Genomic DNA, 23,779 nt, shown 5'->3' with positions numbered 1-23,779 from the left:
TGATGCGTCCTGACGAGGGCGGGTCCGCCGTTTCACGGAGAAGCCTCGCAAGCCCCCACAAGCCGGTGCGTAGCCACACGTACGGCCACCGGCGTCCGGGGGGCTACTGCCACCGCCGGAACCCGCACGTTACCGGGTGCCCCGAGCCGCCCCGCACCCGGTGGTGCGCGGCAGCGTTGCGGGGGCGTGAATTCGAGCCACACGCGCCAACCGGCGGCAAGCAGGGCCCCACACCCACTGGACGACTCGGCGAGCCGGGAGTTACCTGGCATACGTGGAAAGTGCGCACGCACGGCACACGGGGGCCACAGACCGGGCACAGCGACGGACAGCCGGCGGATTGGGGCGCTACCTATGACACCTACGCTCGTGCGGGAGCACCTGGCCCACGCGGGTTCCGCACCACCCCGCGTGAACCCCCGCAAACGCGCGCGCGACTGGTCGGAGATCCAGGAGCGGATGCTTCTGCCGCTCCACGAGACCGTCCACGAGCGCCTCGAAGTGGGACCGGGCACCCGCCTGCTGGGCCTGGCCTGCGGCTCCGGGCTCGCCCTGCTGCTGGCGGCGGCCAAGGGCGCGGCCGTCACCGGCGTCGACTCCCGCCCCGAACACCTCGCCCTCGCCCGGGAACGCCTTGACCCGGACGGACCCCTGGACGCCCGGCTCGTGCAGGGGGACTCCCCCGCCGACGCGGCCGACGACGACTCATCCCCGTACACCCTCGTGACCGCCTACGAGACGGTCGGCGCCCTCGACGACTCCGGTGACCTCGGTGACACCCTCGCCGCCGCGCTGCCGCTGGCCGCGCGCGGGGCCGCCGTGGTGCTGGCCGGCTGGGGCCCGCCCGAGCGGTGCGCCACCTCCACCGTGCTCCGGGTCGCCGCCAAGCTGGCCGAACCGCTGCGCGGCGCCTGGCGCCCGGCCCGCCGGGACGACTTGGAGGAGGTCGCCCGGGGCGCGGGGCTGCGGCCCGACGGCTCCGGCCGGGTGGCCTGCCCCTTCGGCTACGCCGACACCGACAGCGCGGTACGCGGGCTGGTGTCGACCGGGCTGTTCGACGCGGCGATCGCGGCGACCGACCGCAAGCAGGTCGGCAAGGAACTGACCGAGTCCCTGCACCCCTACCGGCGCCCGGACGGCACGGTCTGGATGCCGAACGTCTTCCGCTACCTGATCGCCCGCGTGCCCTAGGTGTATTGACCCGCAGGGTTGTTCACACGGTTGATGGGTGGGTGGCCGCCGAGTGCGGTGTGGCAGCGGTGGTGGTTGTAGGTGTGGAGGAAGTCTGTCAGAGCTTCGGTGCGTTCGGTGTTGGTGGTGTAGAGCCGCTGGTAGGCCCATTCGTCGAGCAGGGTGCGGTTGAAGCGTTCGACCTTGCCGTTGGTCTGCGGCCGGTAGATGCGGGTGAGTTTGCCGGCCGCGCCGAGGTCGGCCAGTGCCTGTTGCCAGGCGAAGCTCTTGCGGTAGGGCCAGGCGTTGTCGGTCAGGACCCGCTCGATGCGGGTGATGCCGTGCTCGGCGAAGAAGGCTGCGGCCCGCCGTAGGAAGTCGGCGCAGGTGAGGGCCTTCTCGTCCGCGTGGACCTCGCTGTAGGCCAGGCGGGAGTGATCGTCGACGGCGGAATGGATGTAGTCGAAGCCCACGCTGTTGCGCCGGGCCCGGCCGGCCTGCCGGCCCAGCACCTTGTGGCCGCCGCCGTCGGGGATGCGGCCGAGCTTCTTGACGTCGACGTGGACCAGCTCGCCGGGACGGGCGCGTTCGTAGCGGCGGATGACCTGCCCGGTGGGGCGGTCGATGAACGCCAGGCGGTTCAGGCCGTGCCGGAGCAGGATGCGGTGCACGGTGGAGGCGGGCAGGCCCAGGACCGGCCCGATGCGTGCCGGGCCCAGCTTGCGCTCTTGTCGCAGCCTGCAGACCTGCGCCTCGGTGGCGGCTGCGGTCCGGTGCGGTGTCGTGCGGGGACGGCTGGAGCGGTCGAGGAGTCCGCTCTCGCCCTCTGAGTGCCAGCGCCGGATCCACTTGTGGGCTGTGGGACGGGAGATGCCCATCTCGGCGGCGACATGCGCGACGGGACGGCCGGAGCGGACACGTTCGACGAGCAGTCGCCTGCCGTGAACGGTCAGCCGGGCATTACGGTGGGACACGAAGGCCTCCGTGCGGTGAAGATTCGACACCTCCACCACACACGGGGGCCTTCGCCATGATCAAGCCCTGCCTGCGTTAACAACGCTCGTGATCAATACACCTAGGTCGTGTCCGGAAAGTGGCGCCGTCTGCCCGGAGGGCAGGGCTCGCGGCGTCTGGTGCGTGCGCCCGCAAGGCGGAGGGTCGCCCTCGTACTGGGCGTACGAGGACGATCCCGACAACGCCGCTGGGGGTCCCCCCTGCTCGCAGAGCTTGGGGCAACGTGCCAGGCGTCGCGAGCCAGGCGCCACTTTCCGGACACGGCCTAGGGGGTGTCTTCCGGATCAGGCCGGCTCGGGCCGAGGGTGCTTCTCGGCCGACCCGAGCGGGGTCTGGTGCGTGCAGCTGCAAGGCGGAGGAGGGCGTCGACGCGATGGGGGTCCCCCCGCGCGAGCGCAGCCGAGCGTGGGGGTGTCGGCGACCGACGACAACGCGGCAGATGTGCGTGCCAGGGCCCGCGACCCCGGCAAGATCCGGAAGACAGGCCCCAACGGGCACACCCCGACGTGCCGAGGGCGCCCCCTCACGGAGAAGGGGCGCCCTCGGCACGTACGGGACCGGTGTCAGCGACCTTTGTCAGCCCATGAACTTCTTGAACTCGTCGGGGAGTTCGAAGTCCTGGCCGCCCTGCTGGGGCAGACCGAGCGCGTTGCCGCCCTGCGCGGCGGCCTCGCGGCGCTGGGCCTCCTCCAGCTCCTGCTGCTTGCGCTTCATCGGGTTGCCCGAACGCTGCTTGCCCTTGGCCTTCTTGGGCTGCTTCTTGGTGCGGCCGGGGCCGCCGCCCATGCCCGGCATCCCCGGCATGCCCGGCATCCCGCCGCCCTGGGCCATGCGGGACATCATCTTGCGCGCCTCGAAGAACCGCTCGACCAGGCTCTTCACCGCGCTGACCTCGACACCGGAACCCTTGGCGATACGGGCCCGGCGGGAGCCGTTGATGATGTTCGGGTCGGTGCGCTCGGCCGGGGTCATCGACTTGATGATGGCGGCCGTGCGGTCCACGTCCCGCTCGTCGATGTTGTTGATCTGGTCCTTGATCTGACCCATGCCCGGGAGCATGCCGAGCAGCTTGCTGATGCTGCCCATCTTCCTGACCTGCTCCATCTGGGACAGGAAGTCGTCCAGGGTGAAGTCCTGGCCCTTCTTCGACGCCAGCTTCGAGGCCATCTTCTCGGCCTCTTCCTGACTGAACGTCTTCTCCGCCTGCTCGATCAGGGTGAGCAGGTCACCCATGTCGAGGATGCGGGAGGCCATCCGGTCGGGGTGGAACGCGTCGAACTCGTCCAGCTTCTCGCCGTTGGAGGCGAACATGATCGGCTTGCCGGTGATCTGCCGGATCGACAGGGCGGCACCACCACGGGCGTCACCGTCGAGCTTGGAGAGCACCACGCCGTCGAAGCCGACGCCGTCGCGGAACGCCTCGGCGGTGTTGACCGCGTCCTGGCCGATCATGGCGTCGACGACGAAGAGGATCTCGTCCGGGGAGACGGCGTCGCGGATGTCCGCGGCCTGCGCCATCATCTCCTGGTCGATGCCCAGGCGGCCGGCGGTGTCCACGATCACGATGTCGTGGACCTTGGCCTTGGCGAACTCGATGGAGTCCTTGGCGACCTTGACCGGGTCGCCGACGCCGTTGCCCGGCTCGGGGGCGTACACCGCGACACCGGCGCGCTCGGCGACGACGCTGAGCTGGTTGACGGCGTTGGGGCGCTGGAGGTCGCAGGCGACGAGGAGCGGGGAGTGGCCCTGCTCCTTCAGCCAGCGGCCGAGCTTGCCCGCGAGCGTGGTCTTACCGGCACCCTGGAGACCGGCCAGCATGATCACGGTCGGCGGCTGCTTGGCGAAGCGCAGGCGGCGGGTCTCGCCGCCCAGGATGGTGACCAGCTCGTCATTGACGATCTTGAGCACCTGCTGGGCCGGGTTCAGCGCCCGGGAGACCTCGGCGCCGAGCGCGCGTTCCTTGACGTTCTTGATGAACGACCGGACTACAGGCAGGGCCACGTCCGCTTCGAGGAGCGCGATGCGGATCTCGCGTGCCGTGGCGTCGACGTCCGCCTCGGTCAGCAGACCCTTGCCCCGGAGAGACTTGAAAGTCGCTGACAGGCGGTCGGAGAGAGTATCGAACACGGCGGCGTCGGTCCTCGGGGTTGGAGTCGTTTTGGGCTGCCCTCCAGGGTATCCGGCCGCGCAAGCGATTCGTCCCCGCCCGTCGCACCCGGCGGGCGGGGAGTTCCGGCACCTGTCTCTCAGGCGCGCAGCGCCTCCTCCAGCGCGCGGGCCGTCGCCGTGGCGTCCTCCGGGGGCAGGGGGGCGCCGGTGCCGCTGGTGACGTAGAAGGCGTCGACCGCGTTGGCCCCCAGCGTGCTGACGTGCATGCTCCGTACCCGGACCGCCGCCTTCTCCAGGGCCGTGCCGATGCGGAAGAGGAGGCCGGGGGCGTCCTGGGCGCGGACCTCCATGACCGTGGCGTGGCGGGAGGCGGCGGGGGCGACGGTGACGCGCGGGGGCGGGGCGGTGCGGCCGCGGCGGCGGGGGTAGGCGGCGTCGCGTTCGGCGAGGCGGCTCGCGATGTCCAGGGAGCCGTCGAGAGCGCGGACGAGATCGGCGCGGAGCCGGGTGGCCTGTGGCAGCGAGCCGTACTCGGCGGCGACCCGCCAGTCCAGCAGCAGGACGGAGCCGTCGCCGGAGGCGTCGACGTCGTCGGGCAGCCGCAGCGTGCGCAGCCCGCCCGTGCGGACGGTGAGCCGGTGCAGGGCGAGGACCCCGGCCAGGGCGGGCAGGACGCCGGGCTGGTCGGGGACGGCGATGAGCAGCTCGACGCCGAGCGGCTCGCCCGTCTCGGCGGATTCCTCCGGCGGGCCTGGTTCGGCCTGGGCGCGCAGGGCGAAGACGGGTCCGCCGGTGCGGTGCGCCTCGATGGCGAGGCGTTCCTGCTCGGCGGTGGGTGCGCCCGGCTCGGGTTCGGTACCGGGGTGCTCGCCCGCGAGCACGGCGGCGGCGCGGCGGACGAGGTCGGTGACGAGGGAGGCGCGCCAGGTGGACCACGCGGCGGGGCCGGTGGCGAGGGCGTCTGCCTCGGTGAGGGCGTGCAGGAGTTCCAGGGTGCTCTCGCTGCCGACGGCGTCGGCGACGGCCCGGACGGTGGCGGGGTCGTCGAGGTCGCGCCGAGTGGCGGTCTCGACCAGCAGCAGGTGGTGCCGGACGAGGGTGGCGAGGACGGTGACGTCGGCGCGGTCGAAGCCGAGCCGGGCGGCGACGTCCTTGGCGATGATCTCGCCTGCCACCGAGTGGTCGCCGGGCCAGCCCTTGCCGATGTCGTGCAGCAGGGCCGCGACGAGGAGCAGGTCGGGGCGGCTGACGCGGCGGGTGAGGGCGGAGGCGCGGACGGCGGTCTCGATGAGGTGCCGGTCGACGGTCCAGAGGTGGACGGCGTTGCGCTGGGGCCGGCAGCGGACGCGTTCCCAGTCCGGGAGCAGCCTGCTGATCAGGCCCTCGGCCTCCAGCGCTTCCCAGACGTCGACGGTGGGGCGCCCGGAGCCGAGCAGGGTGATCAGCTGCTCGCGCGCCTCGGCGGGCCAGGGCGTGGGCAGGGGGCGCGCGGTGGCGGCCATGCGCCGTACGGCGTGCGGGGAGAGCGGGAGGGCGGCCTGCGCGGCGGCGGCCGCCGCGCGCAGGGGCAGCACGGGGTCGCGTTCGGGCCGTGCGGTGCGGGCGAGGACGGCCTCGCCGTCCTGCTCGACGACGCCCTCGGCGAGGGGCGAGCGTTCGGCGACGGGCTTGCCGCCGCCGAGCATGGCGCGCAGCCGGGGCCGCACCGCGCGGGCGCGCAGCACGCGACCGACCTCGCGCCAGGTGACGTCACCGGCGTACGAGATCACGCGGGCGGCCTCGTAGACCTGGCGGAGCAGGGTGTCGGCGTCGAGGAGGCCGATTTCGGCGGCGACCTGGTCCTGTTCCTGGAGGGCGAGGCGGTCGGTGGCGCGGCCGGTGACGAGGTGGAGGGCGTCGCGGGCGTCGAGGAGGCGGCGGCGGGCGTCGGCGAGGCCCTCGCGGGGCGCGTCGGCGAGCCAGGAGGCGGCGACGGCGCGCAGGGCTGTGGCGTCACGGAGTCCGCCGCGGGCCTCCTTGAGGTCGGGTTCGAGGAGGAAGCGGAGTTCGCCGTGGCGTTCGGCGCGCTCGGCGCAGAGTTCCTGGAGTTCGGGGAGGCGTTTGGGGGCCTGGTTGCGCCAGTCGGCGAGGATCGCGGTGCGCAGTCCGGCGGTGAGGCCGAGGTCGCCGGCGAGGTGGCGGGCGTCGAGCAGGCCGAGCTGGACCTTGAGGTCCTCGCCCGCGGTCTTCCGGGCTTCGGCGGGGGTGCGTACGGAGTGGTCGAGGCTGATGCCGAGGTCCCAGACGGGGTACCAGAGCCGGTCGGCGAGGGCGGCGACGGCGGCGGGGTCCGCGCCGTCGTGCAGAAGCAGCAGGTCGAGGTCGCTGCGGGGGGAGAGTTCACCGCGTCCGTAGCCGCCGACGGCGACCAGGGAGACGCCCTTGGCGGCGGGGGCGGCGGCGGTGAAGAGGCCGGTCAGCCAGTCGTCGGTGAGTCCGGCGAGGGCGGTACGGCGCGGCGGCCCGGACTGCACCCCCTCGGAGAGGAGGTGCAGCCGGGCCGCCGCGTAGCCGCTGGGTCCCGTGTCGTCGGCTTCTTTACGGTCATCCGTGCGCGTCACCCAGCGACTCCTGTCTTTCCTCGTGCTCAGAGCGCGTCCGGGCCGCGCTCACCGGTGCGGACGCGGACGGCGGTCTCGACCGGCAGGGACCAGACCTTGCCGTCCCCGATCTTGCCGGTTCGGGCGGCCTTGACGATGACGTCGATCAGCTGCTCGGCGTCCTCGTCCTCGGCGAGCACCTCGATGCGGATCTTGGGGACGAGGTCGACGGTGTACTCGGCGCCCCGGTAGACCTCGGTGTGCCCGCGCTGGCGGCCGTAACCGCTGGCCTCGGTGACGGTGAGTCCGTGTACACCGAACGCCTGGAGGGCCTCCTTGATCTCGTCGAGCCGGTGCGGCTTGACGACCGCCGTGATGAGCCTCATGCGTCCACCTTCTTGATCTTCGCGGCGGCGAGCGCCTGGGCCGTGGAGCCGCCGACGACTCCGCCACCGGTGCCGCTGAAGTCGTACGCGGTCTCGGCGTGCTGGGACTGGTCGATGCCGGAGACCTCCTCGTCCTCGGGGACCCGCATGCCGAGGGTCTTGTCGAGGAGGAAGGCGAGGACGGCGGAGGCCAGCAGGGAGTAGGCGAGGACGGCGAAGACGCCGGCGCACTGCTTCCAGAGCTGGTCGAAGGAGTGGTCGCCGTAGAAGACGCCGGCAGCGTCGGACTGGCCCTTGCCGGTGGCGAAGAAGCCGATGAGCAGGGAGCCGACGATGCCGCCGACCATGTGGACGCCGACGACGTCGAGGGAGTCGTCGTACCCGAACTTGAACTTCAGGCCGACGGCGGCGGCGCAGGCGACTCCGGCGATGACGCCGACGGCGATCGCGCCGAGCGGGGAGACGGCGCCACCCGACGGGGTGATCGCGACGAGTCCGGCGACGGCGCCGGAGGCCGCGCCGAGGGTGGTGCAGGCGCCGTGGCGGATCTTCTCGTAGGCGAGCCAGGCCAGCATGGCGGCGGCGGTGGCGACCTGGGTGTTGACGAACATCAGCGCGCCCACGCCGTCGTCGTTGCCCAGCCAGGAGCCGGCGTTGAAGCCGAACCAGCCGAACCACAGCAGTCCGGCGCCGAGCATGACCAGCGGCAGGCTGTGCGGGCGCATCGGGTCCTTCTTGAAGCCGACGCGCTTGCCGATGACCAGGATGACGCCGAGGGCGGCGGCACCGGCGTTGATGTGGACGGCGGTGCCGCCCGCGAAGTCGATCACGCCGAGCTTGAAGGCCCAGCCGTCGGAGGCCCAGACCCAGTGGGCGACCGGGATGTAGACGACCGTGGCCCACAGGGCGACGAACAGGGCCCAGGCCGAGAACTTGACCCGGTCGGCGAGGGCTCCGCTGATCAGGGCCGGGGTGATGATGGCGAACATCATCTGGAAGACCATGAAGACGAACACCGGGATGGTGTAGCCCGGCCAGAGTTCCGTCAGCCCGATGTGGCTCAGTCCGAGCCAGTCGGCGTTCCAGCCGATGAAGGCCGACCCGGAGCCGAAGGCCAGGGAGAAGCCGTAGAGCACCCAGAGGAGGGTGACGATCCCGATGCTGATGAAGCTCATCATCAGCATGTTCAGGGTGCTCTTGACGCGGACCATGCCTCCGTAGAAGAAGGCCAAGCCCGGTGTCATGAGCAGCACCAGGGCGGAACAGATCAGCATGAAGCCTGTGTTCGCGGAGGACAGTCTGGGTGCCTCCGCGGCAAGCGTGATGGCTGCTGCCATCGGCGTCTCCTCATCGGTTGTACGGCCCCGTGCGGGCGGTGCCTGAGCGGTCCGGTCAAGTGAGGGGTGGGCCGGTTATGCGCCAGAGACTGACGCAGCGCGGTTTCGACCGGGGCGCCCGCCTGTTTCACGGGGGTGACGAAGGCACCTGGTGTGTTACGCCTCCATGAACTGCCCGCTGCCGGGCACACCGGTCGTTATCGTGGCGCAACCGGCGCCGGGTCCGCCGGAGCGACAGGCGGGCGGGGGCATACGTGAGCCGGCCGCGTCCGGCCTCTCGATGACCTGGCATGGGGGAGCCGAGTCGGGCAGTTCGGGAGGACCGGCCGCGGCCGGGGCATGAGGTGGTGCGGGCCTCTCAGCCCGCGTCGGCGCTCTCCGGGAGGTCGACGGCGAGCTGTTCGGTGAGGTCGACGACGGCGGAGAGGTCCCCGAAGTCCCGCACGGCCGCGCCGACCGTCTTGCGGATACGGGTGTTGACCCGCTCCGAGCGGACCTTGCGGGCGGTCTCCATGGCCTGGGAGGCGTAGGCGCTGCCCCGCTCGGGGTCGCGCTGGAGCAGGTGCACGGTGGCCATGCCGATCAGGTTGAGCGCGTAGGACCGCTGGTGTTCGCCGTCCTTGGCGAACAGGTCGACGGCGCGCTCCATCAGCGGCTCGGCGAGCGAGGCGTAGGTGGGGCTGCGGCCGGCGACATAGGCGAGGTCGCGGAAGGAGTGCGAGTTCTCGCCGTGCAGTTCGGCCTCGGAGAAGAAGCGGATCCAGTCGGGGTCCGGGTCGTCCCAGTCGTCGGCGTCGGCGAAGGTGTCCTCGGCCATGCGGACGGCGCGCTTGCACTTGCCGGGCTGGCCCATGTTGGCGTAGGCGCGGGCCTCCATCGCATACAGCATGGACTGGGTGCGCGGACTGGCGCAGTCCCGGCTGCCGTACTGGGCGAGGTGGATGAGTTCGAGGGCGTCGTCGGGGCGGCCGAGGTGGATCATCTGGCGGCTCATGCTGGAGAGCACATAGGAGCCGAGCGGCTTGTCCCCGGCCTCCTTGGCCGCGTGCAGGGCGAGCACGAAGTACTTCTGCGCGGTGGGCTGGAGCCCCACGTCGTACGACATCCAGCCGGCGAGTTCGGCGAGTTCGGCGGCGACCTTGAACAGCTTGCGGGTGGTGGCCTCGGGCTGGGGTTCCTGGAGGAGGTCGGTGACCTCGTGCAGCTGGCCGACGACCGCCTTGCGGCGCAGGCCGCCGCCGCACTGGGCGTCCCACTGGCGGAACATCTTGGTGGTGGACTCCAGCAGCTCCAGCTCGGGGCGGGAGAGCCGGCCGGGCCTGCGGGGTTCGTGCAGCGGGTCGGGCTCGGGCGGGGCCTGCGCGGCGGGGGTGGGCACCAGCCAGCGCTGCATGGGCTCGATGAGCGCGGGGCCCGCCGAGAGGCCGAGGGAGGTGCCGAGGAAGCCGCGCCGGGCGAGCATCAGGTCGCTGCGGGAGAACTCGCTGAGCAGGGCGACGGTCTGCGGGCCGGTCCAGGGCAGGTCGACGCCGGACGCGGAGGGCGACTGGCGGGCGACGCGCAGGCCGAGGTCCTCGACGGAGACGACGCAGCCGAACCGCTCGGAGAACAGCTCGGAGAGGATGCGCGGGATCGGTTCGCGCGGGTTCTCGCCGTCCAGCCAGCGGCGGACGCGGGAGGTGTCGGTGGAGATGTGGTTGGCGCCGAGCTGCCGGGCCCGGCGGTTCACCTGGCGGGCCAGCTCCCCCTTGGACCATCCGCTGCGCACGAACCACGAGCCGAGCAGGTCGTTGGGGCGCTTGTCAGCGTTCGTCCCGCCACCGCCGTTGCCGCCCACTGGAACGCCCCCATTCCCTGAATCCACCTGTCGCCGGATGCGCCAAGCCCTATCAGAATGCCGGTGGACGGGGCCGCTCGTCCGGTGGTTCTCACCCTTCGAACGAGCTGACGGCTTGCCTCCGGCATACCCATGAGTGCATGTGCCCCCGGGACTCGCACACTCACAGTAATCCCACGATCACCCTTCCAGCCACGGCGATCCTTGAAACGCCACCATTCGCCACCCCTTCGAATGAACTCACGATGACCGCCGCGCGCTTCACTTGACACCGGACGACCGACAGTGGGCGGAAGGAAGCGCGTGGGGGCGCGCGAAGTCCCGTTCACCACCGTTCGTGCCGCGATGCGCCGCCTTGTCCCGGTAGAGGTGAGGGAAAGCGGGAGTCGAGGAGTCACGTTCCGCATCCCTCTCGCTCCGTTTCGTAACCACCGGCGCGCTGACCCGTTGGAGGGGGCATGGGCTTCACGATCGGCGGCATCCGGGAGATCCGCTCCGGCACGCGTCGGCGCGGCCGCACGCCGGAATGCACCACGGCCGCCGAGTTCACCGGCCTGTGGGGCTGGGACGTGGTGCCGGGGGCGCGCGCCTCGCACGGCGCCTGCTCCTGCGGGCGTGCCGACTGCCGCCAGCCGGGCGCGCATCCGCTGGACTTCGCGCCCCGGGTGCCCGCGGGCGCCACGCTGGACGAGGCGAGCCGGGCGTGGGCCGAGGTGCCGGGCGCCTCGGTGATGCTGCCGGTGGGCCGGGCGTTCGACGTGATCGAGGTGGCGGAGGCAGCGGGGCGCCGGGCGCTGGTGCGGCTGGAGCGGATGGGGCTGCCCCTCGGTCCGGTCGCCGCGACCCCGGAGGGCCGCGCGCACTTCCTGGTCTCCCCCGGCACCGCCGCCGAGCTGCCCCACCTGCTGTACCGCATGGGCTGGGACGACCCCGGGGCGCTGGACCTGCGCGGCCTCGGCCCGGGTACGTACATCACCGCCCCGCCCTCGGACCGGGGCGGCCTCGGCCCGGTGCGCTGGCTCCGGCCGCCGGTGCTGGACGGGGCGGCGCGTCCGCCGGCGGCCCGGCTGCTGCTGGGCACGCTGGCCTATGTGGCGCACCGCTCGGCCGCCCCGGCGTAGCGCAGGCTCCCTTCACGGCGAAGCGCCCGTCCCCCGGTTCTGCTGGGGGCGGGCGCTTCGCCGTGGTCGTGGTCGGGATGGCGGGGGTCAGTCACCGAGGAGCGCGTCGACGAACGCCTCCGGGTCGAACGGCGCCAGGTCGTCGGGGCCCTCGCCGAGGCCGATGAGCTTGACGGGCACGCCCAGCTCGTTCTGCACGGCGATGACGATGCCGCCCTTGGCGGTGCCGTCGAGCTTGGTGAGCACGATGCCGGTGATGTCCACGACCTCGGAGAAGACGCGGGCCTGCACCAGGCCGTTCTGGCCGGTGGTGGCGTCGAGCACCAGCAGCACCTCGTCCAGCGGGGCGTGCTTCTCCACGACGCGCTTGACCTTGCCCAGCTCGTCCATGAGGCCGGTCTTGGTGTGCAGGCGGCCGGCGGTGTCGATGAGCACCACGTCGACGCCCATCTCCTTGCCCTCCTTCACCGAGTCGAAGGCGACGGAGGCGGGGTCGCCGGCCTCCGGGCCACGCACGGTGTGGGCGCCGACGCGCTCGCCCCAGGTCTGGAGCTGGTCGGCGGCGGCGGCGCGGAAGGTGTCGGCGGCGCCGAGGACGACGGTGCGGCCGTCGGCGACCAGGACACGGGCGAGCTTGCCGGTGGTGGTGGTCTTGCCGGTGCCGTTGACGCCGACGACCATCACGATGCCGGGCTTACGGCTCTCCGGCTCGGTCTTGACCTCGCGGTCCATGTCGGTGCCGACGAGCTTCAGCAGCTCCTCGCGGAGCAGGCCGCGCAGTTCCTCGGGGGTGCGGGTGCCGAGCACCTTGACGCGCTCGCGCAGCCGCTCGACCAGTTCCTGGGTCGGCTGGACGCCGACGTCGGCGGTGAGGAGGGTGTCCTCGATCTCCTCCCAGGTCTCCTCGTCCAGGTGCTCGCGCGAGAGCAGCGTGAGCAGGCCCTTGCCGAGGGCGTTCTGGGAACGGGAGAGGCGGGTGCGCAGCCGGATGAGGCGTCCGGCGCTGGGCTCCGGGATCTCGATCTCGGGAGCGGTCTCGGCGGCGGGGGGTTCCTCGACGGTGGTGGGGGCGCCGCCGCCCGGCAGGTCCACCTCCTCGATGGTCCGGCGTTGTTCGTCGCGCGGGGTCTCGGCCTCGTCGCCTACGTGCGGTTCGGCCGGGGGCGCGGTCAGGTCGGGCTTGCTCGGCGGGGGCGGCGGCAGCGGCTTCTTGAGCCTGCTGGTGTAGAGGAGCCCGCCGAGAGCGCCGAGCACGACCACGGCGATGACTACAGCAAGGATGATGGTTTCCATAACCCGACCAGTATCGGCCATGGTGTATCCCACGAAAGGGCTTCCGCGCCCCTGGCATTTCCCCCAGGAGACAAATGCCACAGGAGCGGTGGAGTCGGATTAAACTACGATGACTTTCGGCTCCGCTCCGCGCGTCGAGCCCGTCGTCCTCGTCCCCCACCGCTAGGACACTCCCCCTCCATGAGCAAGACGGCCGCGCGCGAGGGCGCGCTGGAAACCCGTGGCATCGAGCCGGTCCCCGATCATGAACGCACCGCGCGCACCCGCGGGCTCTTCCCCACCTGGGTGGGGGCCAACATCAGCGTCCTGCTGCTCACGATGGGCGCGAGCCTGATCGTGGCGTACCACCTGAACTTCTGGCAGGCCCTCGTCGTCGCGGCCGTCGCGCCCGTCGTCTCCTACGGTCTGGTCGGGCTGATCGGGATCGCCGGCAAGCGGGGGGCCGCGCCGGGGATGGCGCTGTCGCGGGCGGTGTTCGGCCAGCGCGGCAACCTGCTGCCCGGGTCGCTGATCTGGGTCGCGCGCTGGGGCTGGGAGACGATCAACGCGGTGACCGGCGCGTACGCGCTGCTCACCATCCTGGACGTCGCTCTGGGCATCAAGGCCAGCGGCGTGCTGGACCTGGTGACGCTGCTGCTCTTCGTGATCGCCACGTTCGTGATCTCCGGGCTGGGGATCAGCGCGGTGCAGAAGTGCAGCAAGTACGCGACGTACCTCTTCGGCGTCTTCTCGGTGCTGGTGCTGGGGTATCTCGCCGTGCACACCGACTGGTCGCGCGTCATGCACGGGGGCGCCGGGTCGACGGCTTCGCTGATCACCGCGGTCGGCATGATCGCCGCGGGCGGGGTGAGCTGGATTCCGTCCGCGCCGGACTTCACCCGCTATCTGCCGCGTACGGCGTCCTCGCGGGCGATCGTCGGGCAGACGGTCGGCGGGGCGGGCATCGTCGTACTGCCCCTGGTCCTCATGGGCGCGGTGATGGCGGTGGGCACCCCCGACCTGGCCTCGGCGTCCGACCCGGTGTCCTTCCTCGGCACGATCCTGCCGCTGTGGCTCGCCGTGCCGTATCTGCTGATCGCGGTCATCGGCATGCTGCTGATCAACTCGATGTCCATGTACTCGGCCGGCTTCACCGCACAGACCCTCGGCTTCCGGATTCCGCGCCACTGGGCGGTCTCCGTCAACGCGGTGATCTCGCTGGCGCTGGGCGGGGTGCTGATGCTGGTGGCGTCCAGCTTCATGGGCTCCTTCATCGCCTTCCTCTCCATGCTCGCGGTCGCCTTCTCCGCCTGGACCGGCGTCTTCGGCGCGGACATGCTCCGCCGCAAGGAGTACGACCCCCGCGCCCTCGCCGACACGACCCGCACCAGCGCCTACTGGTACCGGCGCGGCTTCTCCCCCGCCGCGGTGTCCTCCTGGGCCATCGGCCTGATCTCCGGCCTCCTCTTCACCACCTCGGACTGGTTCACCGGCCCCCTCGCGACGAACAACCCCGTCGGCGAGTACGGCCTGGGCTGGATCGCGGCGATCGTCATCTCGGCCGCGCTGTACCTGCTGCTGCCGAAGCCCGCGATGCCGGCGCCCGCCGAGCCCGAGGCGGCTCCCACCGAGGAGCGCGTCCCGGCCGCGGTCTGACCGACAGCCTCCGAAGCCCCCTCCGGACGAGCCGTGCCGGAGGGGGCTTCCGCCCGTATACCGATGGCCCGCGCGCCCGGTTCACTGCGATCATCCGCGCATGCTCACGCTCAATGATGATCTCGGCCATCTTTCCTACGACATCGCCGGTGACGGCCCGCCCGTCGTGCTCGTGCACGCCGGTGTCGCCGATCACCGCATGTGGGACGCGGTCGTGCCCGCTCTCGCCGCCCGGCACACCGTGATCCGGTACGACCTGCGCGGCTTCGGCGCGTCCGGGCTCCCGACGGGGCCGTTCCGCGAGGCCGACGACCTGTGCCGTCTCCTGGACCACCTCGGGCACGAGCGGGTACGGCTCGTGGGCGCGTCCTGGGGCGGTCGCGTGGCCCTGGACTTCACACTCGCCCACCCGGAGCGGGTGCGCTCACTGGCGATGTTCTCGGCGCCGTGGCCGCGCTACTCCTGGTCCGCGGAGATGATCGCGTACGACGAGGCCGAGACGGCGGCCCTGGAGGCGGGCGACTTCGACGCGGCCGTGGCGGTCAATCTGGATATGTGGCTGCGCGGTCCGGCTCGCGGCTGGGACGACGTGGCCGACGGACTGGCCGACCAGCTCCGCGGCCCGCTGCGGACGTCGCTGGTGAACCAGGACGCCGTGGGCCGGTACTCCGAGGGCCCCGGCTCCGGCGATCTCGCCGCCGTCTCCGTCCCCGTGCTGGTGGGCGTCGGCAAGCTCGACGTCGCCGACTTCCAGGACATCGCCCGCCGCTACGCCGCGGAGATAACCGGCGCCACCCTGACCGAGTTCGCCTCGGCCGCCCATCTGGTCGCGCTGGACGCGCCCGCCGAGCTGAGCGCGGTGCTGGAGGAATTTCTGGCCGGTTAGCCCCCGGGTCCCCTCGCCGGCCCCGGCATCGGAGTCGGGGGCGTGGTCGCGAGGTCGGTGCCGCTGTTCGACGCCGTCAAGCCGGCCGGCGCCGCCTGTCTGGTCCGCCTCGGGGTGAAGGCGCTCCGGGCGGGCGGTGACGACGGCCCTCGGCGCACCGTTGTCCGCCGGGGGCGTCGGGGGTTCGGTCCGGGCCGGGGTGACGAACCCGAAGAGCGTGGTCTTCCCGACCTCGGTGCTGCCACGGTTCGCCGACCGCGAGGCCGGTCGCGTCGGCATCCAGATGCTGCTGCTCGGCCTGGCCGGCGCCCTGCCGCAGCTGCTCTCCGACGGGATCTGGGGGCTGACCGCCTCCACCGCGCGCGACTGGCTGAGCCGTTCTGCCCGGCGCCGCGAGACACGAGCGCGAGACACAACACCGCCCCCACCCCCGGCAGTGGCCGGGGTGGGGGCGGTGGGGGTGCGAGGGGAGGGGCAGCGGGGACTTGGCCCCTCTCCTCGGATCAGGGGGGCGGTCAGCCCATCTCTTCCAGGGTCTTGCCCTTCGTCTCCTTGACGAACTTCAGGACGAACGGGATGGAGAGCGCGGCGAAGACCGTGTAGATCACGTACGTACCGGAGAGGTTCCAGTCGGCCAGCGACGGGAAGCTCGCGGTGATGGCCCAGTTGGCGATCCACTGCGCGGACGCGGCGACACCGAGCGCGGCGGCGCGGATCCGGTTCGGGAACATCTCGCCGAGGAAGACCCAGACCACGACGCCCCAGGAGAGCGCGAAGAAGAGGACGAAGACGTGGGCGGCGACCAGCGCGACCCAGCCCTGCGTGGCGGGCAGCTTGCCGTCGACGAGGTGGTACGAGAACGCCCAGGCTTCCAGCGCGAGACCGATGACCATGCCGACCGAGCCGATGAGGGCCAGCGGCTTACGGCCGATCCGGTCCACGAAGATCATGGCGATCACGGTGCCGATGATGTTGATGATCGACGTCGTGAAGGAGTACAGGAACGAGTCCGTCGGGTCGACACCGACCGACTGCCACAGCGTGGAGGAGTAGTAGAACGCGACGTTGATGCCGACGAACTGCTGGAAGACCGAGAGGCCGATACCGACCCAGACGATCGGCTTGAAGAAGAAGCTGCCGCCGAGCAGGTCCTTGAAGGACGACTTGTGCTCGGACTTCATCGCGTGCTCGATCTCGTTCACGCGCGCGTCGAGGTCGACACCCTTCCCCTCGACCTCGGCCAGGATCTCGCGGGCGCGCTCGCGGCGGCCGACGGAGAGCAGGAAGCGCGGGGACTCGGGGATCGCGAAGGAGAGCAGGCCGTAGAGGACGGCCGGGATGACCATGACGCCCAGCATGACCTGCCAGACCTCGAGACCCATCAGCTTGCCGCGCTGGTCGCCGCCGGCGGCGTTCAGCAGGCCCCAGTTGACCAGCTGGGAGATGGCGATGCCGATGACGATCGCGGCCTGCTGGAAGGAACCGAGCCGGCCGCGGTACGCCGGCGGGGCGACCTCGGCGATGTAGGCCGGGCCGATGACCGAGGCCATACCGATGGCGAAACCGCCGATGATGCGCCAGAAGGCGAGGTCCCACAGCGCGAACGGAAGGGCGGAGCCCACCGCGCTGATGGTGAAGAGGACGGCGGCGATCTGCATGCAGCGGATACGGCCGATCCGGTCGGCTATGCGGCCGGCGGTGGCGGCGCCGATGGCGCAGCCGATCAGCGCGATGGCGATGACCTGGGCGAGGGCGGCCGAGCCCACGTCGTAACGGTCCCGGATGGCCTCGACGGCACCGTTGATCACGGAGCTGTCGTAGCCGAACAGGAAACCACCCATCGCGGCCGCGGCCGCGATGAAGATGACGTGCCCGAGATGTTCGGGATGAGCCGACCTGGCTCCTGGCTGGGGTGCCTGCGCTGTGCTGGTCACGTGTAACTCCTCGGGCCACGGCAACGCTGCCGGGTGGGGGCGAGCCCTTCCAGGTTCCAGTGGCGCACAACTTGGCGCCACTTACACCTGAAGGTAAAAGCAACGCTGCAGAGACTATGCCTTCAAGTTCCGAAGTCAATACTTGGATGGCTGTGACTTAAGAGATACGCAAGCGCTGAAGTTGTTCAAGAAGTAAACGCGCGCCTATTTGATCTTGAAAGGCCGGCTAGCGCAGCCGCTGCGAGATGACCTTGGACACACCGTCACCCTGCATCGAGACGCCGTACAACGCGTCGGCCACCTCCATCGTGCGCTTCTGGTGCGTGATCACCACCAGCTGCGAACTCTCCTGCAGCTCCCGCATGATCCCGATCAGCCGCTGGAGGTTGGTGTCGTCCAGGGCCGCCTCGACCTCGTCCATGACGTAGAACGGGCTGGGGCGGGCCTTGAAGATCGCCACCAGCATGGCGACGGCCGTCAGCGACCGCTCCCCGCCGGACAGCAGGCTCAGCCGCTTGACCTTCTTCCCGGGCGGCCGTGCCTCCACGTCCACACCGGTGGCCAGCATGTCGTCCGGGTCGGTCAGCACCAGCCGGCCCTCGCCGCCGGGGAAGAGCCGGGAGAAGACGCCCTCGAACTCGCGCGCGGTGTCCCGGAACGCCTCGGTGAAGACCTGCTCGACCCGCTCATCGACCTCCTTCACCACCCGCAGCAGATCCGTCCGCGTCTTCTTCAGGTCCTCCAGTTGCTCACTGAGGAACTTGTGCCGCTCTTCCAGCGCCGCAAACTCCTCCAGCGCCAGCGGATTCACCTTGCCGAGCTGCTGGTAGGCCCGCTCGGCCGCCTTCAGCCGCTTCTCCTGCTCCGCACGGTGGAAAGGACGCGGCTGGTTACGGGGGTGCCCGGGGTCCTCCGGCAGCTCCTCACCGTCCGCCGGGAGCGAGGGCGGCACCGGCTGAAGCGGGCCGTACTCCGCGACGAGCCCCTCCGGCTCGACCCCGAGCTCGTCCAGCGCCCTGGCCTCCAGCTGCTCGATCCGCAGCCGCTTCTCCGCGCCGAGCACCTCGCCCCGGTGCACCGAGTCCGTCAACTTGTCCAGTTCGGCCTTGAGTTCACGTCCCGTACCGCGTGCGTCGGACAGCTCGCGTTCGCGGACGCCCTTCGCGGCCTCGGCGGCGTCGCGCTCGCGCCGGGAGCGGGCGAGGGAGACCTCGATGTGGGCCAGCAACTGCCGGGCGCCGTCCGCGACCGCCCCGGCGACCGCCGCCTCGTGCCGCAGCCGGGCCCGCCGCCGCTCCGCACGCGCGCGTGCCTCGCGCTCCGCGCGGGCCGCCCGGTCCAGCGAGTCGGCCCGCCCGGCGAGCCCCTTGACCCGCTCCTCGTGCGTACGGACCTGGAGGCGCGCCTCCATCTCGGTCTGCCGCGCGTTGGCCCCGTCGGCGGAGAGGCGGTCGCGTACGGAGGTGTCGGGCTCCTCCTCGGCCGGCATCTCCTCGGCGACGGCCAGCCGCTCGGCCAGCTCCTCCGCCTCGGCGACGGCCCGCTCCAGCGCCTCCTGCGCCCGCGCGGCGGCCGCCACCGACCGCTCGGCCTCCCCCGCGGCGCCGCGCGCCTGCCCGGCGAGCCGCCCGAGCTGCTGGGCGACGTGCGACTTCTCCCGGTCGGCGGCCCGCCGCCGCTCCCCCACTTCCTCCACGAGCGCCGCCACCTCGGCCCGCGTCCCGGCCGCCTCCTCGTGCGCCCGCGCCAGCTCCTCGCAGCGCACGGCCAGCTCCGTCAGGGCGCCGGCCGCCTCGTCCACGGACGCCTGCACCTCCAGCAGACTGGGCGCCCCGGCCGAACCGCCCTGCGCGAAGTGGGCACCGAGCAGATCCCCCTCGGCGGTCACCGCCACCAGCTCGGGCCGCGCGTACACCACCCCCTCCGCCTCCTCCAGCGTCCCCACCACGACGACCCCCCGCAGCAACCTCCGCACGGCACCCATCAGCTCGACGGGCGCGCGCACGAGATCGGCCGCGAAGGAGTGGCCGCCGGGGGCGGGGGCCGGGGTACGGGGATCGGCGGGGGCAGTCCCGACGGAGCCACCGACGGGGTCCGAAGACCCGACCGGCAACCCGTCCTGCGGCCCGTCACCGAAACCACCCGCGTCCCACCCGGCCGAGCCACCGTCCCCCGCCGCGCCGGAGGCGGGAGCGGGGACGCCTGCGGCGCGCTCGACCGAAGCCGAAGACTCGGCCGACCGGCCGCCCCCCGCAGCAAGCCTCTCTCCTACCGCACCCGACCCGTCCCCGAACCCGCGCGCGTCCTCGCCCAAGGTGGGACCGGGGAGGCCCGCATCGCGCTCGACCGAAGCCGAAGTCTCGCCCGGCCGGACGGCGCCCACGGCGAGGTCCGGCCGTCGCTGGCCCGCGATCAGGCCGCCGCGTTCGGTGGTGCCGGGAACGGGGGGCGGGCCTCCGGCCACCAGCAGCGACGCTCGGCCCGCATCCTCCTTGTGGAGGTGGCGGATCGCTTCGGCGGCCGCGGCGGGGGTCGTGACGGCGAGGGCGTCGGCGGAGGTGGCGAGGGCTGCGGCGAGGGCCGTTTCGTGGCCGGGGGTGACGGTGAGGAGTTCGGCGGCGGGGCCGAGGATGCCGGTGAGCCGGTCGCGGGCGGCGAGGAGGGCGCCGGTGCCGTCCTTGCGGCGCAGGCCCAGGGCGAGGGCGTCGTGCCGGGCGCGCAGGGCGGCCCGTTCGCGCTCGGCACCGGTGACCGCGTCGCGGGCGGCGGCGAGCGCGTGCTCCGCGTCGGCGAGCCGGAGCCGGGCCGCCTCGTACCGTTCCGCGAGGTCGGCGTCGTCCGCGTCGAGGCCCTCGACCTCGGCCTTGAGGGTCTCGTACTCCTCCTGCGCGTGGACCGCGCGTTCCTGGGCCTCGTCGCGGCCGGCGGCGAGGCGGTCGATCTCGGCCTGGGCGGAGGCGGCGCGGGAGCGGGCGGCACCGACCTTGCCGGACAGCCGGGCGAGTCCCTCGCGGCGGTCGGCGATGGCCCGCGCGACGTCCTTGAGGCGCCGTTCCTCGGCGGTGAGCGCGCTCTCCAGCTCGGCGCGGTGGGCCACGGTGTCGTCGAGGGCGTGCCGGGCGGCCTCCAGGGCGGCTTCCAGCTCGGCCTCCTGTTCGCGCACCCGGGCGGCCTCGCGCTCCAGATCCTCGGGGTCGCGGCCGCGCCGTTCCTCGGGGGGCGCGGAGGTGGCGCTGCGGACGCGGGCCTCGGCGAGCGAGACGGTGCCGCGTACCCGCTCGGCCAGCTGGGACAGCTCGTAGAAGGTCTGCTGGGCGCGCTGGAGGCGGGGCGCGAGCCGGCGTACCTCGTCCTCCAGCTGGGCCTCCCGCTGGAGGGCCTGGCGGAGTTCGCGTTCGGCGGTGTCCTTGCGTTCCTTCAGCGCGGCCTCGTCGGCGATCTCGGCGCCGAGTGCCTGGCGGAGCCGTACGAGGTCGTCGGCGAGGAGGCGGAGGCGGGCGTCGCGCAGGTCGGCCTGGATGACGGCGGCGCGGCGGGCGACGGCGGCCTGGCGGCCGAGAGGCTTGAGCTGGCGGCGGAGTTCGTCGGTGAGGTCCTGCACGCGCGCGAGGTTGGCCTTCATCGCCTCCAGCTTCCGCAGCGCCTTCTCCTTGCGCTTGCGGTGCTTGAGGACTCCGGCGGCCTCCTCGATGAAGGCACGGCGGCCCATGGGGTCGGCGTGCAGGACGGAGTCGAGCCGGCCCTGGCCGACGATGACGTGCATCTCGCGGCCGATGCCGGAGTCGGAGAGGAGTTCCTGGATGTCCAGCAGGCGGCAGGTGTCGCCGTTGATCCGGTACTCGCTGCCGCCGTTGCGGAACATCGTCCGCGTGATGGTGACCTCGGCGTACTCGATGGGCAGCGCGCGGTCGGAGTTGTCGATGGTGAGGGACACCTCGGCGCGGCCCAGCGGCGGACGGCCGGTGGTACCGGCGAAGATGACGTCCTCCATCTTGCCGCCGCGCAGCGACTTGGCGCCCTGCTCGCCCATGACCCAGCTCAGCGCGTCCACCACGTTGGACTTGCCCGAGCCGTTGGGGCCGACGACGCACGTGATGCCCGGCTCGAAGCGGAGCGTGGTCGCGGAGGCGAACGACTTGAAGCCGCGGAGGGTCAGGGCCTTGAGATGCACGCATCCGGACTTTACCGGGCAGGTGGTATCTCACTCCATGAACACTCGCAACCCCACGGTTTCGCCCAAGTGCACGAAGGGCACACCAAGTGTTGAAGAGCCTGAAAGGATGCGCGGGGGAAAGAACTGAGGGACGCCGAGGCGTCCCTGTGGACTCGGACGTGCGGGCTTCGCCGTCCGGGTCTGCTTGAAGCGACTGCTGTCGTGGAGCGATGCGGTGATCAGGTGAGCGCAGGCTCCGCCTGGTGTGCGTCGATGCTCTCCATGATCCTGTCCTGAGAAGCGGCAGCCGTGAGCGCGTCGTTCTCCGACTGAATCCGAGTGAGCTCGGACTCCAGATCCTGTACGCGCTGCTGGAGCCGTCGCATCTCGGCGAGGAGTCGCGGGTCGGAGCCGCCGACGTAACCGAGAAGCGCCTTTGCCATGATGGATGGTCCTCCACACTGAGTGACCGACCGAAGCGGTTGGGTCGTGAGGGATTCGCACCCGGCATGCCTGGCACACGCTGGTGTTGCACTGCCGTTCGCCATGCCAAACAGCCAAGATGCGCGGGGCTTTCAGCGTCTCACCAAAAAGTTTGACGGTCAACACGATCACACCCCGTATTGGGGGGCGAACCCGTCGCGCGCGGCCGGTGGACGGCGGCGCGGCTGCTGGTACGGGGCCCTCGGGGCGTGACGATCAGGTGTACCTCGGGAGCCTGCCACGTACGGCCGTTCTTGGCAACCACCAGCCTCTTTCCGCTCCCGGGGCCCCTGCGCGGGACCCCTCCGGAGGGGGCTCCGAGGGGTCTCGCGGGTGCCGGGTCAGCGGATGGCGAAGCTGTCGTATCCGCCCCGGGGTGTGTCCCAGATCTCGGTGACGCCGTCGACACGTCCGGGCGTGTCGTCACCCTGGAGCCAGTCGAGCAGCCCCTCGCAGCCCTCGCGGGGACCCTCGGCGACCACTTGGACCCGTCCATCGGCCAGATTGAGAGCAAAACCACTCAGCCCGCCGATCTCCAGCGCCCTGGCACGCGTGAACCAGCGGAAACCCACTCCCTGGACCCGTCCGCGTACCCAGGCCACCAGCCGTACTTCCTCACTCATGGCTGCAACCTAACCGCCGGATGTCCCGCGAGGCACACCCTGCCCCAGTGGCATGCGGTACCGTCCCGGTCCAATGACTCTCATCTAAAACTCACTCGATCGAGTGAGTTGGATCGGCCGGGGGGAAACCGCCGCAACCCGGCGTCGGCCGACCGCGAGAACGAGGAATGGGGCAGGGCATGGGACGCCATCGACGATCCGGCACCACGATCACGGAGCCGGAGTCGTACGAACCCAGGGGCACCGCGTCGTACCAGCGGCCGCAGGCGTACGCGGCGACCGCAGCCCGCAGCACGGACTATCTGTACGCCACCGACGACGAGCGCCGCGCCCTGGAGGCCGACTTCGCCGCGACGGCCGGCTCGAAGCAGCGCGGCCACCGGCGCGCCAAGAAGGCCGCGACCCCGGTGCGTACGGGCCTGCTGGGTGTCTCCGCCGCCGTCGCCCTCGGCACGGCGGCGGTCGCCACCGGTGCGGTGCCCGGTCTGCAGAACTACCGGCTCGGCGGCACCAGCAGCGGCCCTGGCGAGACCGTGCAGGCGGTGGGCGCCCCGGGCAACGCGGCCAGCGAGCAGGGCGGTGCCTCCGGCAGCGCGGACACCCCGAGCACCCCCGGCTCCCCCGCCACGGGCGGCGGGCAGCGCACCGCCCCGGCGTCCCCGGCCCCGTCCGCCCCGGCGTCGGCCCCCACCTCCCAGGCCCCGGCGCCCGCCAAACCGGCCCCCTCCAAGCCGGCCGCCGACCCCAAGCCCGACCCGGAGCCGAGCGAGTCCCAGACCAAGGCCCCGGCCCCCGAGCCGAAGGCCCCCCAGGCCTCCGCTCCGGTCACCGTGTCCGCGCAGGCGGCGGCCGAGGCGGAGGTGCTGCGACTGGTCAACGTCGAGCGGGCGAAGGTCGGCTGTACCCCGGTCGCGGCCAACTCGGCCCTCACCGGGCTGGCCGAGGCGTTCAGCGGCGACATGGCCGCCCGCGACTTCTTCGACCACACCGACCCCGACGGCGCCACCCCCTGGGACCGCGCCGCGAAGGCCGGCATAACGGGCCTCGGCGGCGAGAACATAGCCCGCGGCCAGTCCGACGCCGCCGCCGTCATGGAAGCCTGGATGAACAGCCCCGGCCACCGCGCCAACATCCTCAACTGCGACTTCAAAACCCTCGGCGTAGGAGTCCACATGGCCACGGGCGGCCCTTGGTGGACCCAGGACTTCGGCTACTGATG

16 protein-coding genes are annotated in these 23,779 nt (G+C 72.0%); 5 read left to right on the top strand and 11 right to left on the bottom strand.

Translation table 11 applies throughout. The features are described from left to right. Positions 1-354: 354 nt before the first annotated feature. On the top strand, positions 355-1,191 hold the full coding sequence (locus tag D0Z67_RS21075; protein WP_078873665.1) for a methyltransferase domain-containing protein: 837 nt from the start codon (positions 355-357) through the stop codon (positions 1,189-1,191). On the opposite strand, the gene D0Z67_RS21070 is transcribed toward D0Z67_RS21075, so the two are convergent. The 6 genes from D0Z67_RS21070 to nsdA form a co-directional block, all read right to left on the bottom strand. After that, a complete protein-coding gene (locus D0Z67_RS21070; RefSeq protein WP_131589680.1) occupies positions 1,188-2,144 on the bottom strand; it encodes an IS481 family transposase in 957 nt (318 codons plus the stop codon). The two genes, D0Z67_RS21075 and D0Z67_RS21070, sit on opposite strands and share 4 nt — an antisense overlap. A 616-nt stretch (positions 2,145-2,760) precedes the next feature. After that, positions 2,761-4,311, bottom strand: a complete 1,551-nt coding sequence (ffh, locus tag D0Z67_RS21065; RefSeq protein ID WP_031181812.1) for a signal recognition particle protein — start codon at positions 4,309-4,311, stop codon at positions 2,761-2,763. A 119-nt stretch (positions 4,312-4,430) separates the two neighbouring features. Then, positions 4,431-6,893: a [protein-PII] uridylyltransferase gene (locus tag D0Z67_RS21060; protein WP_031181811.1), complete on the bottom strand. Its 2,463-nt coding sequence runs from the start codon at positions 6,891-6,893 to the stop codon at positions 4,431-4,433. A gap of 26 nt (positions 6,894-6,919) precedes the next feature. Further along, positions 6,920-7,258, bottom strand: coding sequence for a P-II family nitrogen regulator (locus D0Z67_RS21055; protein ID WP_031181810.1), 339 nt, complete (start codon positions 7,256-7,258; stop codon positions 6,920-6,922). Next, on the bottom strand, positions 7,255-8,595 hold the full coding sequence (locus tag D0Z67_RS21050) for an ammonium transporter (protein WP_031181809.1): 1,341 nt from the start codon (positions 8,593-8,595) through the stop codon (positions 7,255-7,257). Before D0Z67_RS21050 ends, D0Z67_RS21055 begins: the two co-directional genes overlap by 4 nt. Before the next feature lie 358 nt (positions 8,596-8,953). Beyond that, the gene (gene nsdA, locus D0Z67_RS21045; protein WP_031181808.1) at positions 8,954-10,432 is read right to left on the bottom strand and encodes a transcriptional repressor NsdA; all 1,479 of its coding nucleotides are present in this window, start codon (positions 10,430-10,432) and stop codon (positions 8,954-8,956) included. 458 nt (positions 10,433-10,890) lie between these two features. On the opposite strand from nsdA, the gene D0Z67_RS21040 reads away from it, so the two are divergent. After that, positions 10,891-11,553 (top strand): bifunctional DNA primase/polymerase, encoded by a 663-nt coding sequence (locus D0Z67_RS21040; RefSeq protein WP_031181807.1) that lies wholly within the window; start codon positions 10,891-10,893, stop codon positions 11,551-11,553. An 87-nt stretch (positions 11,554-11,640) separates the two neighbouring features. Here D0Z67_RS21040 and ftsY read toward each other — a convergent pair whose 3' ends face one another. Continuing rightward, the gene (gene ftsY / locus D0Z67_RS21035) at positions 11,641-12,846 is read right to left on the bottom strand and encodes a signal recognition particle-docking protein FtsY (RefSeq protein WP_031181806.1); all 1,206 of its coding nucleotides are present in this window, start codon (positions 12,844-12,846) and stop codon (positions 11,641-11,643) included. A 180-nt stretch (positions 12,847-13,026) separates the two neighbouring features. On the opposite strand from ftsY, the gene D0Z67_RS21030 reads away from it, so the two are divergent. Together D0Z67_RS21030 and D0Z67_RS21025 are read left to right on the top strand one after the other, a co-directional pair. Beyond that, on the top strand, positions 13,027-14,481 hold the full coding sequence (locus tag D0Z67_RS21030) for a cytosine permease (protein ID WP_031181805.1): 1,455 nt from the start codon (positions 13,027-13,029) through the stop codon (positions 14,479-14,481). Positions 14,482-14,581: 100 nt separating this feature from the next. Then, positions 14,582-15,367, top strand: coding sequence for an alpha/beta fold hydrolase (locus tag D0Z67_RS21025; RefSeq protein WP_031181804.1), 786 nt, complete (start codon positions 14,582-14,584; stop codon positions 15,365-15,367). A 515-nt stretch (positions 15,368-15,882) separates the two neighbouring features. On the opposite strand, the gene D0Z67_RS21020 is transcribed toward D0Z67_RS21025, so the two are convergent. The 4 genes from D0Z67_RS21020 to D0Z67_RS21000 all read right to left on the bottom strand — a co-directional run bounded on the left by D0Z67_RS21020 (position 15,883) and on the right by D0Z67_RS21000 (position 22,560). After that, positions 15,883-17,301: a sugar porter family MFS transporter gene (locus D0Z67_RS21020; RefSeq protein ID WP_031181803.1), complete on the bottom strand. Its 1,419-nt coding sequence runs from the start codon at positions 17,299-17,301 to the stop codon at positions 15,883-15,885. Between the two features lie 226 nt (positions 17,302-17,527). Beyond that, positions 17,528-21,472: an AAA family ATPase gene (locus D0Z67_RS21015; RefSeq protein WP_031181802.1), complete on the bottom strand. Its 3,945-nt coding sequence runs from the start codon at positions 21,470-21,472 to the stop codon at positions 17,528-17,530. A 221-nt stretch (positions 21,473-21,693) separates the two neighbouring features. Continuing rightward, the gene (locus D0Z67_RS21010; RefSeq protein ID WP_030808525.1) at positions 21,694-21,897 is read right to left on the bottom strand and encodes a hypothetical protein; all 204 of its coding nucleotides are present in this window, start codon (positions 21,895-21,897) and stop codon (positions 21,694-21,696) included. 381 nt (positions 21,898-22,278) lie between these two features. Then, complete coding sequence (locus D0Z67_RS21000) at positions 22,279-22,560, bottom strand: acylphosphatase (RefSeq protein ID WP_078873393.1); 282 nt, start codon at positions 22,558-22,560, stop codon at positions 22,279-22,281. Between the two features lie 179 nt (positions 22,561-22,739). On the opposite strand from D0Z67_RS21000, the gene D0Z67_RS20995 reads away from it, so the two are divergent. After that, positions 22,740-23,777: a CAP domain-containing protein gene (locus D0Z67_RS20995; protein ID WP_031181800.1), complete on the top strand. Its 1,038-nt coding sequence runs from the start codon at positions 22,740-22,742 to the stop codon at positions 23,775-23,777. Positions 23,778-23,779 lie beyond the last annotated feature (2 nt).

This window comes from Streptomyces seoulensis (assembly GCF_004328625.1).
Taxonomy (GTDB): Bacteria; Actinomycetota; Actinomycetes; order Streptomycetales; family Streptomycetaceae; genus Streptomyces; species Streptomyces seoulensis.
This window is presented reverse-complemented; position numbering and strand designations above follow the sequence as displayed.